Here is a 14,609-nt window from a genome sequence, read left to right on the forward strand (position 1 = left end):
AAGAATGCCTGCGCTTGGCCATGGAGGAGAATTTCGCGCGTTTCACCGGCAGCATTTCGCCACAGATTCACCGACATTTTACGCATATCAAAGTATTCCATACTCGCTCCCGGCCCGTTCTTTTCATTGTTATCGTTCAGGTAACCGTGGATGGTTATCGGCAACTCGGGTGATTTACGTTAGTGGTGATCAGGCTTTTTTTACAACTGTTTGAGAAGAGAAAAGAAAACCGCCGATCCTGTCCACCGCATTACTGCAAGGTAGTGGACAAGACCGGCGGTCTTAAGTTTTTTGGCTGAAAGATTATTCAGCAGTTGCAGGCATTTTACCTTTTGCCGCTGGACGTTCTGTCAGACGCTTCTCAAAATTAGCATTAAATTGCTTTTTCTGTTCCGGCGTCAGGATGTTGTAAATTTTGTTCTGGGTTTCCATGTGCGCCAGCATGTTAGCTTTGCGCTGTTCTTCCATTTTTGCGATCTGCGCTTCAGCTTTTGCTTTATCGAAGGTATCGCTGGCAATGATGTCATGCATTGCGCGGCGTTCTTCCAGCCGCGGACGTTTCATCTGGTCACGCTGGCCTTTCATGATTTCGCGGATCTGCTGTTTCTGCGCGTCGGTCAGGTTCAGGTCTTTGAACATCATGTCCTGATGCGGACCGAACTTGCCTTTGTGGTGCATCATCGGCTTCGCGTCAGCCGGTGCTGCGGTAGTGGTGTCTGCGGCATGGGCCAGGTTAGCCGCGCCAAGAGCCAGGGTAGAGGCAACAAACAGTGCAGTTAATTTACGCATATTCTATATCCTTCCTTTCAGTTATTTATTACGGCTTTCTTAAGTAGCGTGCCGTGTTGACGAGATTAACTTTACTGACTTTAGCGTCAATTAATCAGAGCAACGGTAAAACAATGAAAGTGTAAAAAACACTTTTGCGCCAATTATGGAGAAAAAAAGAAAATTTGATGGAGAGTGATGAGAGAATATTACAACACGATGATTTTGCAGAGATTATGAAGAACTATACCGGATGACTGGTGATAAATAAAGCAAATAACCAGGATTAATCTGTATTAATTTATAAGAAAGCAACTTAATACCCGCAGAATGATTTCTGCGGGTAAGTATTAGCTTATTTTTTCGAGCATTAATCCCGCGCGTAATCCCAACGCTACCAACGGATTAGGGAATAACACATACTCTACATCATGGGTTACGGTAAAACGTTCCTCTCCGTCCTGCGCCAGCAATGTTCCTTTCTCAAACGGCATAAAATTCAGCGTGTCACTTGCCATATGCATTTCGAAGGACGGCGAGTGGCGAGTAATTTGCGAAACCACCCGATAACGGAGCGGCGGTGTTCTCACGATACCGACACTCTCACCAGATAGCAGCGCAGCAATTGCGCTGGCAGTTACTGCAAACTGGCGAAGATCGTTTTGCCCAAAGGGCAACGCTTTGCCAAGTTCCAGCGTACAGGCCAGCGCGCCAAAATGTCTGGCGCTGAAATGGGTAAACGTACCACCAGGTTCCTGATGGAACACCAGCGCCTCCAGCCCCGCCGCACCCAGCCACGTCAGAAATTTCTCGTCCCAGGGAATGTCGCGTTGCGGTAATACACCGAACTGCGGATGCAAGGAGCCACGAATTGCGGTATGTAGATCAAGGTGCCAGCGCACAGATTCTTTGCCCTGGTCATAAAAATCTTCCAGGCACTGTTCCAGTTCGCGCGCCCGACAGGTTTCTCCGCTTTCAGCAAATAGCTGCCAACGACCGCCAAACATTCGATTCATATCGCTATGGCAATAACGTTTCCCTTGCTTCAGCGCAGGAGGATTCCCGAGGATCACCAGCAACCGCCAACGTAACGGGATCTCGCCGTGAGATATCGCGCCAAGCAACGCGTCCAGCATCTCCACAGGTGCCGTCTCATTACCGTGTATTCCCGCTGAAATCACCAGTGCGCCTTGCGGTGGCGTTAATGGCGTCAGTTCCAGCACACCATCGCCCAGCCAGCGCCAGCGAACGCCGTTGATTTCTCGCTCGGTGATAACCGGTTTTTTACCCGTTAAGGTCAGAGCAAGAAAATTATCCATTGCCCCCTCCCTCGCGCTGGAACGGATAAACCGAACCGAGATTCAGTAATTGGCTCAATACATCCAGTGCTTCCCGCCCTCCGCGCAGCAATTGCGGGTCGGCCAGATCGGCAGCAGTAAGGCGATCGCGGTAGTAACGATCCACCCAGTCATTGAGCGCATTAAACAGCGTATCGTTCATCATCACCGCCGGATTCACCGCCCGGCGTTCTTCTTCTGTCAATACCACCCGCAACCGCAGGCACGCCGGGCCGCCGCCATTCGCCATGCTTTCACGTAAATCAAAGACTTTTAGTTCGCTAATCGGGTTGTCAGCGGCAAGGAGTTCATTGAGATAACCCCATACTCCGGCGTGTTCCCGACACTCCTGAGGCAGCACCAACATCATGGAACCATCATCGCGGCTCAACAGTTGGCTGTTAAACAGATAGGTAGACACCGCATCCGACACGGAAACCTGAGTTGCCGGAACTTCTATCGCCATAAAACCGTTCACCCGCGCACGCAGGTTTGCCAGTAACTGTGACTGGCGAGCGAACGCCTGTTGGTGGCAAAACAGCACCTGGCGGTTACTCACGGCAATCACGTCATTATGAAAAACGCCCTGGTCGATAACGTCCGGGTTTTGCTGGGCGAAAATCACCTGTTGGGGATTCACCTGATTCAGCCTTGCCACCGCCTCGCTGGCTTCGCGAGTCTGTCGCGCCGGATAACGGGAAGGCCGGGTATCATTGCCTTCTTCTCGCCCGTAGACAAAAAGTTGCATACCCGGCTCACCGTAATGACCGCCGAGACGATTGTGGTTTGCCGCCCCCTCATCACCGAGCAACGCTACCTGCGGCAACGCCGAATGAACGCTAAATTTCTCTTCGTCGTTAAAAATCGCTTTTAAAAGTGATTCGGTGACGTGCGCTTCCAGCGAGCGGTGAAATTTATTGTTCAGGTTGGCAACGGTGAGATGCACTTTGCCATCCAGCGTATCGGCAGATGGCGCGATCGTTGCCGCATTGGCTACCCACATTGGCGAAGCGGAACTGACGCTGGAAAGCCAGTGCGGTGCCTGGCGTGCAACTTTTTCCAGTACCTGCTCATCGCTACCACTGAATCCCAACTGACGCAGCACCGGAATAAACGGACGCTCGTGCGGCGGGATCACGGCCTGGGGGAATCCCGCATCGGCAAGGGCTTTCATTTTCAGTAAGCCCTGTTTTGCCGCCTGTCGCGGGTTAGACACCTGAAAACGGTGACGGGTAGAGGCTTCATTACCAAACGACAGGCCAGCGTAATGATGCGTCAGCCCTACCAGCCCGTCGAAATTAACTTCCCAGGCGTTCATCGCACCACCTCATCGGAAAAATCCAGCCCGGGGTTAAGCGTTGCGGGCAAAGTTAACGAGTCCGACTCCAGGCTCGCCATAGGCCATGCGCAGTAATCTGCGGCATACCAGGCGCTGGGGCGATGGTTACCGGATGCACCAATGCCGCCGAATGGCGCGGTACTGGCAGCACCAGTAAGCGGTTTGTTCCAGTTAACAATCCCCGCCCGCGCCTCCAGCAACAGTTGATCGAATTTTTCCCGCTCGGGGGAAACCAGACCGCAAGAGAGTCCGAAGCGAGTGTTATTCGCCATTAGAATCGCTTCCTCGAAAGAATCATAACGCCAGACGCGCAATAACGGTCCGAACACCTCTTCATCTGGTACGCCAGCAACGCCTGTCATTTCAATGATCCCCGGCGTCAGCAACGATGTCTCTGATTGTAATAAGCGCGGCGCAAGCAGGGTTCGTCCGCCCATCGCTTCCAGTTGCTGCCAGGCAGTAACCACCTGCTGTGCGGCCTGTTCAGAAATCAGCCCGCCAATAAACGGCTGCGGTTCGTCATCCCAGTTGCCCGGCGTTAATCGCTGGCTGACGGCAACCAGACGAGCAAGAAACGCATCGCCCTGCGCTCCGCTTTTGAGCAATAAACGGCGGGCGCAGGTGCAGCGTTGCCCGGCTGTGACAAACGCCGACTGAATGGTCAGATGGACAGCCGCGTCGATATCCGCCACCTCATCGATAATTAGCGGATTATTACCGCCCATCTCAAGGGCGAGAATTTTCTCCGGCTGACCGGAGAGCTGGCGATGCAGCTGGTAGCCGGTATTGGCGCTACCGGTAAACAGCAAACCGTCGAGATCCTCCAGCGCACTCAGCGCCTGACCCGTTTCACGCCCGCCCTGCACCAGGTTCAGTACGCCCGGCGGCAAGCCAGCCTGCTGCCATAAACGCATTACCGCTTCGCCACTCCACGGTGTCAGTTCGCTGGGTTTAAAGATAATGGTGTTACCTGCCAGCAATGCCGGAACGATATGTCCGTTCGGCAAATGACCAGGGAAATTATACGGCCCAAACACCGCCAGCACGCCGTGCGGGCGATGTCGCAGGCTCGCCGCACCGTCCGGCATTTCACTACGCTGCTCGCCGGTACGAGCGTGATACGCCTTAATTGATATCGCGATTTTATTGATCATCGCCGTCACTTCGGTTGCCGCTTCCCAGCGCGGCTTGCCGGTTTCTCGGGCAATGATTGCGGTTAATTCGCCTTTATTCCTTTCCAGCAATCCGGCAAAGCGTTCGACAACGACCTGACGTTCAGCCAATGAGAGCCGCGCCCAGCGCGGAAACGCCGCACGAGCTGCCCGACAAGCCTGCTCGACCTGAGCGGCATCGGCATCATTGCCTTGCCATAACACCTCGCCCGATACCGGATTACGCTTCACACGCGATGCGCCCTGGCCCGTTATCCAGTCACCGTTAATCCATAAAGTCATGCTGTTTTCTCCTCTGCGCACAGGCGCACCAGACGAACGCGATCCCCTGCGTGGCATTTGAGGGCATCCAGTTGTGCGGCGGTTAAAATCAAACGCTCGGTTGCCGGATCGGTACGCGCCAGCACCACGCGGAAATGGTGATAATTTTCATTGGCGACCAGGCAGGCCGGAAAATCGCCCTGCGCAGGCTGCCCTTCTGCCACTTCCACCAGCCGACTTTTACGAATGGCGCGCACGCGGTCGATGTCACACTCAAGCGTTGGCCCGCCGTCGAAGATGTCGATATAGTTGCGGTAACGAAAACCTTCTTTCTCCAGCACCGCGCGGGCAGGCGCGGTTTGCGGATGTACCTGACCGATGACGTCCTGGGCTTCCTGGGATAAAAAGTGGGTATAGATCGGATGTTTCGGCATCAGTTCTGCAATAAATGCCTTTTGCCCGGTGCCGCAGAGAAAATCGGCGCGGCTAAAATCCATCGAAAAGAAGCGTTTACCGAGGCTTTGCCAGAACGGTGAATAGCCGTGTTCGTCAATCACCCCGCGCATTTCAGCAACCACTTTGTCATTAAACTTGTCGCGAAAAGCCGCCATAAACATAAAGCGCGATTTCGACAGCAAATAGCCGTTGCCCTCTTTGCGCCAGTCCGGGTCGAGAAACAGCGTGCACAGCTCGCTGCTGCCGGTGTGATCGTTACTGAGAAACAGCGTCGGCAATGCGTTATAGACATTCAGCTCTTTTGAGGCGTGAACCAACGTGCCGACGCGATAGTTGTACCAGGGATCGTTCAGCCCAACCGCCACCTCAATGGCACAAATCCCCGCCACGGTGCCTGTCTCGCTATCTTCCAGCACGAACACATAGCCCTGCTCACTTTTGGGCAGTTCGCCTTGCCAGGTTTTGATTGCCCTTTCGATACGCGCCGAAAGCGTGGCTTCATTGGCGGGAAGCGACGTCAGGCCGCCGCCCGTTTTGCTGGCAAGCTGCATCAGCGCCGAGACATCTGATCGCTCAACGGGACGGATGACCATCATGATGAACCTCGGCTAACAAAGTGTTCGCAAGCAGCTGCAAAGCGATCCAGTCCGGTCGTCACCTCTTCTTCGCTGACATTGAGCGCAGGCGCAAAACGCACCACGTTGCCACCCGCAATCAGTACCATCACGCCTGCTTTCGCCGCTTCCTGAGAGATCTGTTTCGCTTGCCCGGCGTAATCGGCATTCAGTACACAGCCAATCAGCAAACCTAAGCCGCGAACTTCACTGAACAAACCATAGCGGTGATTAATAGTATTAAGACGCTCAACAAACCAGTCGTGACGCTGTTTAACGCCATTAAGCATCTCTGGTGTGTTGATGAGCTCCAGCACTTTGCCTGCCACCGCCGAGGCCAGCGGATTACCGCCATAGGTGGTGCCATGAGTGCCAACGGTCATCACGCGGGCGCACTCTTCGGTTGCCAACAACGCACCGACCGGGAAACCGCCGCCCAGCGCTTTGGCGGTAGTTAACAGATCAGGCGTCACGCCGTAGTGCATATAGGCATACAGTTCCCCGGTGCGCCCGACGCCGGTTTGTACTTCATCAAAAATCAACAGCGCATTGTGGCGGTTACACAATTCACGCAGACCTTGTAAAAACGCGTTGCTGGCTGGCACCACACCGCCTTCCCCCTGGATGGGTTCGACAATCACCGCACAGGTAGAGTCGTCAATCAGCGCGCTGGCAGAGTTAATATCGTTATATGCAGCATGACGAATATCCGCCGGCAGTGGCGCAAAATCCTGTGAATAGGCTGGCTGCCCACCCGCACTGACAGTAAACAGCGTGCGACCATGAAACGCATTTTTGAACGCCACGATGCCGCTCTTATGGCTGCCGTAGCGGTCGTGAGCGAATTTACGCGCCAGTTTTAGCGCCGCTTCGTTGGCTTCCGCACCGGAGTTACAAAAGAAGACGCGATCGGCAAACGTGGCGTCGATCAATTTTTTCGCCAGTCGCAGTACCGGCTCGTTGGTGTAACCGTTGCCGGTATGCCAGAACTTACTCGCCTGTTCGTTCAGCGCTTCACGCAGTTCCGGATGCGCATGGCGCAGCGCGTTCACCGCAATGCCACCCGCGAAGTCGATATACTCTTTCCCCTGCTGATCCCACAAGCGCGAACCTTCGCCACGTACCGGTATAAAGGGTGCCGGAGCGTAAACAGGTATCATCCATTCATCAAAGTTTTCACGCGTAATTGGCTGAGACATAGCGACCTCTATAGTAAATAATTCGTTATTTATATGTTAACAATAAGTAATGTTTGCGCTGTAAATGTAGATTGCAGGGTTCGTGCCAGCCAGTGATAAAAGTGCATAAACGGCGGAGGCTAACTGGAAATCAAGGAGTTATAACCAAACCATATGCATTTAAAGTGCATATAAAGTGAATACGTTTGCGATGTGGGTGAATAAAAAGAATAAAAAACGCAATGTTATGCAGAAGTAAAATATAATTCTGGAATTGTGATCATTGACGAAATTTACTGGAAATTACTGCGCCATTCTGACGCAGCGCGCACCAAAAGCGGGCATTTTTTGCGCCATCGTTGACATCATTAACAACCATCGATCAAATCACTTAACAACAGGCGGTAAGCAACGCGAAATTCTGCTACCATCCACGCACTCTTTATCTGAATAAATGGCAGCGACTATGAAATTTGTCTCTTTTAATATCAACGGCCTGCGCGCCAGACCTCACCAGCTTGAAGCCATCGTCGAAAAGCACCAACCGGATGTGATTGGCCTGCAGGAGACAAAAGTTCATGACGATATGTTTCCGCTCGAAGAGGTGGCGAAGCTCGGCTACAACGTGTTTTATCACGGGCAGAAAGGCCATTATGGCGTGGCGCTGCTGACCAAAGAGACGCCGATTGCCGTGCGTCGCGGCTTTCCCGGTGACGACGAAGAGGCGCAGCGGCGGATTATTATGGCGGAAATCCCCTCACTGCTGGGTAATGTCACCGTGATCAACGGTTACTTCCCGCAGGGTGAAAGCCGCGACCATCCGATAAAATTCCCGGCAAAAGCGCAGTTTTATCAGAATCTGCAAAACTACCTGGAAACCGAACTCAAACGTGATAATCCGGTACTGATTATGGGCGATATGAATATCAGCCCTACAGATCTGGATATCGGCATTGGCGAAGAAAACCGTAAGCGCTGGCTGCGTACCGGTAAATGCTCTTTCCTGCCGGAAGAGCGCGAATGGATGGACAGGCTGATGAGCTGGGGGTTGGTCGATACTTTCCGCCATGCTAATCCGCAAACAGCAGATCGTTTCTCATGGTTTGATTACCGCTCAAAAGGTTTTGACGATAACCGTGGTCTGCGCATCGACCTGCTGCTCGCCAGCCAACCGCTGGCAGAATGTTGCGTAGAAACCGGCATCGACTATGAAATTCGCAGCATGGAAAAACCGTCCGATCACGCCCCCGTCTGGGCGACCTTCCGCCGCTAATTTAGCAGCTCTCCTGGCTCAAACTGGGTCAGGAGAATTAACCTTGAGAAAAATCAACAAACTGTCAGTAATGATTTGTTGCCTGCCGTCCTTTGTTATACCGTCACTGCGTTTTTAGTTGTCTGACCACTTCTCTATTATCAAGTTTGATATAGGAAACTCCACGATGAACGCTGAGCGTAAATTTCTTTTGGCCTGTCTTATTTTTGCGCTGGTCATTTACGCTATCCACACTTTCGGTTTATTCGATCTGCTCACCGATTTACCCCACTTACAGACACTCATCCGCCAGAGCGGATTGTTCGGTTATAGCCTCTATATTCTGTTATTCATTATTGCCACTCTCTTTCTGTTACCAGGAAGCATACTGGTGATCGCTGGAGGAATAGTTTTTGGCCCGCTCTTAGGGACACTACTCTCATTAATTGCCGCCACGCTCGCCTCCTCGTGCTCATTCCTGCTGGCGCGCTGGCTGGGACGTGATTTACTGCTGAAATACGTTGGTCATAGCCATACCTTTCAGGCCATTGAAAAAGGCATTGCGCGTAACGGTATTGATTTTCTTATTCTGACCCGCTTAATCCCGTTGTTTCCTTACAATATTCAAAATTATGCTTACGGATTAACCACAATCGCCTTCTGGCCTTATACCCTTATTTCGGCACTCACGACCCTGCCCGGTATTGTTATTTATACCGTGATGGCAAGCGATCTCGCCAATGAAGGCATTACGCTGCGCTTTATTTTACAACTCTGTCTGGCGGGCCTGGCGCTGTTTATTCTCGTCCAGCTCGCAAAACTCTACGCCCGACACAAACATGTGGATCTGTCTGCTTCGCGCCGCAGCCCACTTACTCACCCAAAAAATGAAGGATAGAACGATGTCGCAACATTATTCAGTGTCATGGAAAAAAGGACTGGCTGCACTCTGCTTACTGGCTGTTGCCGGGCTTAGCGGCTGCGATCAAAAAGAGAATGCGGCGGCAAAAGTGGAATACGACGGACTTTCGAACAGCCAACCGCTGCGCGTCGATGCCAATAACCATACGGTAACCATGCTGGTGCAAATTAATGGTCGTTTCCTCACCGACGACACTCGTCACGGTATTGTGTTTAAAGATGGCTCCAACGGACATAAATCGCTGTTTATGGCTTATGCGACCCCGAAAGCATTTTATGAAGCCCTGAAAGAGGCAGGTGGTACGCCGGGCGAAAACATGACGATGGATAATAAAGAAACGACTCATGTCACAGGCAGCAAACTGGATATTTCGGTCAACTGGCAAGGGGCGGCAAAAGCGTATTCCTTCGATGAAGTGATTGTTGACAGTAATGGCAAGAAACTGGACATGCGCTTTGGCGGTAATTTAACGGCAGCAGAAGAGAAGAAAACGGGTTGCCTGGTGTGTCTGGATAGCTGCCCGGTCGGCATCGTCAGCAATGCAACATACACTTATGGTGCGGTGGAAAAACGCGGCGAAGTGAAATTCAAAGGCAATGCCTCAGTTCTCCCGGCGGATAACACGCTGGCAACGGTTACCTTTAAAATCACCGAATAAAGCCAGGATAAAGGATGATGAAGATACAATCGCGTAAAATCTGGTACTACCGTATAACCCTCATCATCCTGTTGTTCGCTATGCTGCTCGCATGGGCGCTGCTTCCCGGCGTCCATGAGTTTATCAATCGCAGCGTTGCGGCGTTTGCCGCCGTGGACCAACAGGGTATAGAACGCTTTATTCAGTCTTACGGCGCACTAGCGGCAGTTGTCTCGTTCTTGTTGATGATTTTACAGGCCATTGCTGCACCGCTACCTGCGTTTTTGATCACCTTTGCCAATGCGTCGCTGTTTGGCGCGTTCTGGGGCGGCTTGCTGTCGTGGACCAGTTCGATGGCCGGCGCGGCGCTGTGCTTTTTTATCGCCAGAGTGATGGGCCGCGAAGTGGTGGAAAAATTAACCGGCAAAACCGTGCTTGACAGTATGGACGGCTTTTTCACTCGCTACGGCAAACACACCATCCTGGTCTGTCGGTTATTGCCTTTTGTCCCTTTCGATCCAATCAGCTATGCTGCCGGTCTGACTTCAATACGTTTTCGCTCGTTTTTTATCGCCACCGGGCTTGGTCAATTACCGGCGACTATTGTTTATTCCTGGGCGGGCAGCATGTTAACAGGCGGTACTTTCTGGTTTGTCACCGGACTGTTTATTCTGTTTGCCCTGACCGTGGTGATTTTTATGGCGAAGAAAATATGGCTTGAGCGCCAGAAGAGGAATGCCTGATGGGTTTACCGCCGCTTAGCAAAATTCCTTTCATTTTACGTCCGCAGGCGTGGCTGCATCGTCGCCATTACGGCGAGGTGCTAAGCCCGATTCGCTGGTGGGGGCGGATCCCGTTTATCTTTTATTTGGTGTCAATGTTTGTTGGGTGGCTGGAGCGCAAACGCTCACCGCTCGATCCGGTAGTGCGATCGCTTGTCAGCGCGCGCATTGCGCAAATGTGCCTGTGTGAGTTTTGCGTGGATATCACCAGTATGAAAGTCGCCGAGCGTACCGGCAGCACCGATAAACTGCTGGCAGTGGCTGACTGGCGGCAAAGCCCGCTCTTCAGCGATGAAGAACGGCTGGCGCTGGAGTACGCCGAAGCCGCAAGCGTAACGCCGCCAACGGTCGATGATGCCCTGCGCACCCGACTGGCTGCGCATTTTGACGCTCAGGCGCTCACCGAACTGACGGCATTGATCGGCCTGCAAAACCTGTCGGCTCGTTTTAATTCTGCCATGGACATTCCCGCTCAGGGGCTGTGCCGTATTCCGGAAAAACGTTCTTAAGGAGAGAAGATGCGCCATTGTGGGTGGTTGCTGGGATTGTTATCGCTGTTTTCTCTGGCAACACATGCCAGTGACTGGCAGGAAATTAAAAATGAGGCCAAAGGGCAAACCGTCTGGTTTAACGCCTGGGGCGGCGATACCGCAATTAACCGCTATCTCGACTGGGTTAGCGGCGAGATGAAAACCTATTACGCTATAAACCTGAAGATTGTTCGTCTGGCGGATGCCGCAGACGCGGTGAAGCGCATTCAGACCGAAGCTGCTGCCGGACGTAAAACGGGCGGCTCGGTGGATCTGCTCTGGGTGAACGGCGAAAACTTCCGCACCTTAAAAGAGGCCAATTTATTACAAACGGGCTGGGCGGAGACTCTGCCCAACTGGCGCTATGTCGACACACAGCTGCCGGTGCGGGAAGATTTTTCAGTGCCTACAGAAGGGGCTGAATCGCCCTGGGGCGGCGCACAACTGACGTTTATCGCCCGCCGCGATGTTACGCCACAGCCACCACAAACGCCGCAAGCCTTACTGGAGTTTGCTAAAGCCAATCCCGGCACGGTTACCTATCCGCGCCCACCGGACTTTACCGGCACGGCGTTTCTTGAACAGTTGCTGATTATGCTGACGCCCGATCCCGCCGCGTTAAAAGTTGCCCCGGATAAAGCCACTTTCGCCCGCGTCACTGCGCCCTTGTGGCAATATCTTGACGCGCTACATCCCTATTTATGGCGCAAAGGAAAGGATTTCCCGCCTTCGCCCGCGCGGATGGATGCTCTGCTGAAAGCCGGCACATTGCGCCTGTCGCTGACCTTTAACCCTGCTCATGCCCAGCAAAAAATCGCCAGCGGCGATTTGCCTGCAAGCAGTTACAGTTTTGGTTTTAACCAGGGGATGATTGGCAACGTGCATTTCGTCACCATTCCTGCTAACGCAAATGCCAGTGCTGCGGCGAAGGTGGTTGCCAACTTCCTGCTCTCACCCAATGCGCAACTGCGTAAAGCGGATCCCGCTGTCTGGGGCGATCCTTCTGTTCTCGATCCGCAAAAACTGCCTGATGGGCAGCGCGAAACATTGCAATCAAGAATGCCGCAAGATCTGCCGCCGGTACTGGCTGAACCGCACGCAGGTTGGGTAAATGCGCTGGAACAAGAATGGCTACACCGTTACGGTACGCATTAATCTTTTTGCTGTGGGCGATGGTGGCGGTGATTTATGCACCACTGATCCCGGCAGCTCTCACGCTGATATCGCCTGCTTTGTCGTTGACACACTGGCAGGCGTTATTTGCCGATCCACAGTTACCGCAAGCATTACTGGCAACGCTGGTGTCGACAACCATCGCGGCGGTCGGGGCGTTGTTGATTGCCCTGCTGGTGATTGTGGCGCTGTGGCCTTGGCCGAAATGGCAGCGTATGTGTGCCCGTCTGCCGTGGCTGCTCGCCATTCCCCATGTGGCTTTTGCCACCAGCGCCCTTCTGCTCTTTGCTGACGGAGGGCTGCTTTATGACTATTTCCCGTATTTCACTCCGCTAATGGACAAATTGGGTATTGGGCTGGGCCTCACCCTTGCAGTGAAAGAAAGCGCATTTCTGCTGTGGATCTTAGCGGCAGTATTGAGCGAAAAACGGCTGTTGCAGCAGGTCATTGTGCTGGATTCGCTGGGCTACAGCCGCTGGCAATGCCTGAACTGGCTGCTGTTGCCCTCCGTCGCACCTGCACTGGCAATGGCGATGTTGGCGATTGTTGCCTGGTCGCTTTCGGTCGTGGATGTGGCGATTATTCTTGGGCCAGGTAATCCACCGACGCTGGCAGTAATTAGCTGGCAGTGGTTAACTCAGGGCGACGCGGATCAACAAACGAAAGGCGCACTCGCCAGTCTGCTGCTGATGCTGTTACTCGCCGCCTACGTTTTGCTGAGCTATCTGCTATGGCGCAGCTGGCGGCGCACTATTCCCCGCGTAGATGGCATTCGCAAGCCTGCCACACCTTTATTACCAGGCACTACGCTGGCGAGTTTTTTACCCTTAACCGGTGTGCTGTGTGTGGTTCTGCTGGCGATCCTCGCGGATCAGTCGACGATCAATAGTGAAGCACTCATCAACAGCCTGACAATGGGGCTGGTGGCGACATTCATCGCTTTGCTCCTGTTACTGCTGTGGCTGGAATGGGGGCCACAGCGTCGCCAGTTGTGGCTCTGGTTGCCCATTCTATTGCCCGCTCTGCCACTGGTGGCGGGCCAGTACACGCTGGCGCTATGGCTGAACCTGGATGGAAGCTGGACGGCGGTGGTCTGGGGGCATCTGCTGTGGGTAATGCCGTGGATGCTGTTTATCCTGCAACCCGCCTGGCAGCGCATTGATTCACGGTTAATTTTGATTGCGCAAACACTGAGCTGGTCGCGGGCCAAAATCTTCTTTTACGTGAAATGTCCGCTTATGCTACGCCCTACGCTGATTGCCTTCGCGGTGGGATTTTCAGTCAGTATTGCGCAGTATATGCCGACGCTGTGGCTGGGCGCGGGGCGTTTTCCGACGCTCACCACTGAGGCGGTGGCATTAAGCAGCGGCGGCAGCAATGGTATTTTCGCCGCCCAGGCTTTATGGCAACTGCTATTACCGCTTATTATTTTTGCCCTGACCGCGTTAGTCGCAAAATGGGTAGGTTATGTCAGACAAGGACTCCGCTAATGCTCTGCGTGAAAAATGTTTCGCTACGTTTACCAGAAAGCCGCTTGCTGACAAACGTTAACTTTACGGTGGATAAAGGTGACATTGTCACGTTAATGGGGCCGTCTGGCTGTGGAAAATCCACTCTGTTTTCATGGATGATTGGTGCACTGGCTGGACAGTTTTCTTGTACAGGTGAGCTATGGCTCAATGAGCAACGGATTGACATGCTACCCACCGCACAGCGTCAGATTGGCATTCTTTTCCAGGATGCACTGTTATTTGACCAGTTCAGCGTCGGGCAAAATTTACTGCTGGCGCTACCGTCGACGCTCAAGGGGACTGCCAGGCGCAATGCCGTGAAAGACGCGCTTGATCGAGCGGGACTGGCTGAAACTTATCACCAGGACCCTGCGACATTATCAGGCGGTCAGCGAGCGCGGGTGGCCCTGCTGCGCGCCCTTCTCGCTCAGCCAAAAGCGTTACTCCTGGATGAGCCATTCAGCCGTCTTGATGTGGCTCTGCGCGATAATTTTCGCCAGTGGGTGTTCAGCGAAGTTCGCGAACTGGCGATCCCCGTCGTTCAGGTAACGCACGATCTCCAGGATGTTCCTGCTGATAGTTCTGTTCTGGATATGGCGCAGTGGTCAGAAAATTACAACAAACTGCGATAACGCAAAGTTTTTCTCAATGCGTCAGTTCAGAATGGCGCACTCAAA

General features: G+C 53.1%; 14 protein-coding genes and 1 pseudogene. 8 read left to right on the top strand and 7 right to left on the bottom strand.

Going from position 1 to position 14,609, the window contains the following annotated elements:
• The 7 genes and pseudogenes from QZF50_RS05970 to astC form a co-directional block, all read right to left on the bottom strand.
• Positions 1 to 101, bottom strand: a pseudogene (locus QZF50_RS05970) (hypothetical protein); the annotation flags it as partial.
• Between the two features lie 202 nt (positions 102 to 303).
• On the bottom strand, positions 304 to 789 hold the full coding sequence (gene spy / locus QZF50_RS05975) for an ATP-independent periplasmic protein-refolding chaperone Spy (RefSeq protein WP_290388834.1): 486 nt from the start codon (positions 787 to 789) through the stop codon (positions 304 to 306).
• Between the two features lie 329 nt (positions 790 to 1,118).
• A complete protein-coding gene (gene astE, locus QZF50_RS05980; protein ID WP_000368506.1) occupies positions 1,119 to 2,087 on the bottom strand; it encodes a succinylglutamate desuccinylase in 969 nt (322 codons plus the stop codon).
• Positions 2,080 to 3,423: an N-succinylarginine dihydrolase gene (gene astB / locus QZF50_RS05985; protein WP_000995007.1), complete on the bottom strand. Its 1,344-nt coding sequence runs from the start codon at positions 3,421 to 3,423 to the stop codon at positions 2,080 to 2,082. Before astB ends, astE begins: the two co-directional genes overlap by 8 nt.
• Positions 3,420 to 4,898, bottom strand: coding sequence for a succinylglutamate-semialdehyde dehydrogenase (gene astD, locus QZF50_RS05990; protein ID WP_000177208.1), 1,479 nt, complete (start codon positions 4,896 to 4,898; stop codon positions 3,420 to 3,422). Before astD ends, astB begins: the two co-directional genes overlap by 4 nt.
• Entirely contained in the window at positions 4,895 to 5,929 is a 1,035-nt protein-coding gene (gene astA, locus QZF50_RS05995; protein ID WP_000989414.1) for an arginine N-succinyltransferase, read from the bottom strand. The genes astD and astA overlap by 4 nt, the downstream gene beginning before the upstream one ends.
• Positions 5,926 to 7,146 (bottom strand): succinylornithine/acetylornithine transaminase, encoded by a 1,221-nt coding sequence (gene astC / locus QZF50_RS06000; protein WP_061892377.1) that lies wholly within the window; start codon positions 7,144 to 7,146, stop codon positions 5,926 to 5,928. The genes astA and astC overlap by 4 nt, the downstream gene beginning before the upstream one ends.
• A gap of 445 nt (positions 7,147 to 7,591) precedes the next feature.
• Here astC and xthA point away from each other — a divergent pair, with 445 nt between their 5' ends.
• The 8 genes from xthA to QZF50_RS06040 all read left to right on the top strand — a co-directional run bounded on the left by xthA (position 7,592) and on the right by QZF50_RS06040 (position 14,564).
• Positions 7,592 to 8,398 (top strand): exodeoxyribonuclease III, encoded by an 807-nt coding sequence (xthA, locus tag QZF50_RS06005; protein WP_000673918.1) that lies wholly within the window; start codon positions 7,592 to 7,594, stop codon positions 8,396 to 8,398.
• Positions 8,399 to 8,564: 166 nt separating this feature from the next.
• The gene (locus tag QZF50_RS06010) at positions 8,565 to 9,275 is read left to right on the top strand and encodes a TVP38/TMEM64 family protein (protein ID WP_001315661.1); all 711 of its coding nucleotides are present in this window, start codon (positions 8,565 to 8,567) and stop codon (positions 9,273 to 9,275) included.
• 4 nt (positions 9,276 to 9,279) lie between these two features.
• Complete coding sequence (gene ydjY, locus QZF50_RS06015; protein WP_000077941.1) at positions 9,280 to 9,957, top strand: lipoprotein YdjY; 678 nt, start codon at positions 9,280 to 9,282, stop codon at positions 9,955 to 9,957.
• Positions 9,958 to 9,971: 14 nt separating this feature from the next.
• Positions 9,972 to 10,679 carry a TVP38/TMEM64 family protein gene (locus tag QZF50_RS06020; RefSeq protein WP_000975812.1) on the top strand — a complete coding sequence of 236 codons (708 nt, stop codon included), beginning with the start codon at positions 9,972 to 9,974 and terminating at the stop codon, positions 10,677 to 10,679.
• Positions 10,679 to 11,227: a carboxymuconolactone decarboxylase family protein gene (locus QZF50_RS06025; RefSeq protein ID WP_000524080.1), complete on the top strand. Its 549-nt coding sequence runs from the start codon at positions 10,679 to 10,681 to the stop codon at positions 11,225 to 11,227. Before QZF50_RS06020 ends, QZF50_RS06025 begins: the two co-directional genes overlap by 1 nt.
• A 9-nt stretch (positions 11,228 to 11,236) precedes the next feature.
• Complete coding sequence (locus QZF50_RS06030) at positions 11,237 to 12,403, top strand: ABC transporter substrate-binding protein (RefSeq protein ID WP_061892378.1); 1,167 nt, start codon at positions 11,237 to 11,239, stop codon at positions 12,401 to 12,403.
• Positions 12,376 to 13,911: an ABC transporter permease subunit gene (locus QZF50_RS06035; RefSeq protein ID WP_000224977.1), complete on the top strand. Its 1,536-nt coding sequence runs from the start codon at positions 12,376 to 12,378 to the stop codon at positions 13,909 to 13,911. Before QZF50_RS06030 ends, QZF50_RS06035 begins: the two co-directional genes overlap by 28 nt.
• Complete coding sequence (locus QZF50_RS06040; RefSeq protein ID WP_001299561.1) at positions 13,911 to 14,564, top strand: ATP-binding cassette domain-containing protein; 654 nt, start codon at positions 13,911 to 13,913, stop codon at positions 14,562 to 14,564. The genes QZF50_RS06035 and QZF50_RS06040 overlap by 1 nt, the downstream gene beginning before the upstream one ends.
• Positions 14,565 to 14,609 lie beyond the last annotated feature (45 nt).

It is taken from the genome of uncultured Escherichia sp. (assembly GCF_948475835.1).
Taxonomy (GTDB): domain Bacteria; phylum Pseudomonadota; class Gammaproteobacteria; order Enterobacterales; family Enterobacteriaceae; genus ECMA0423.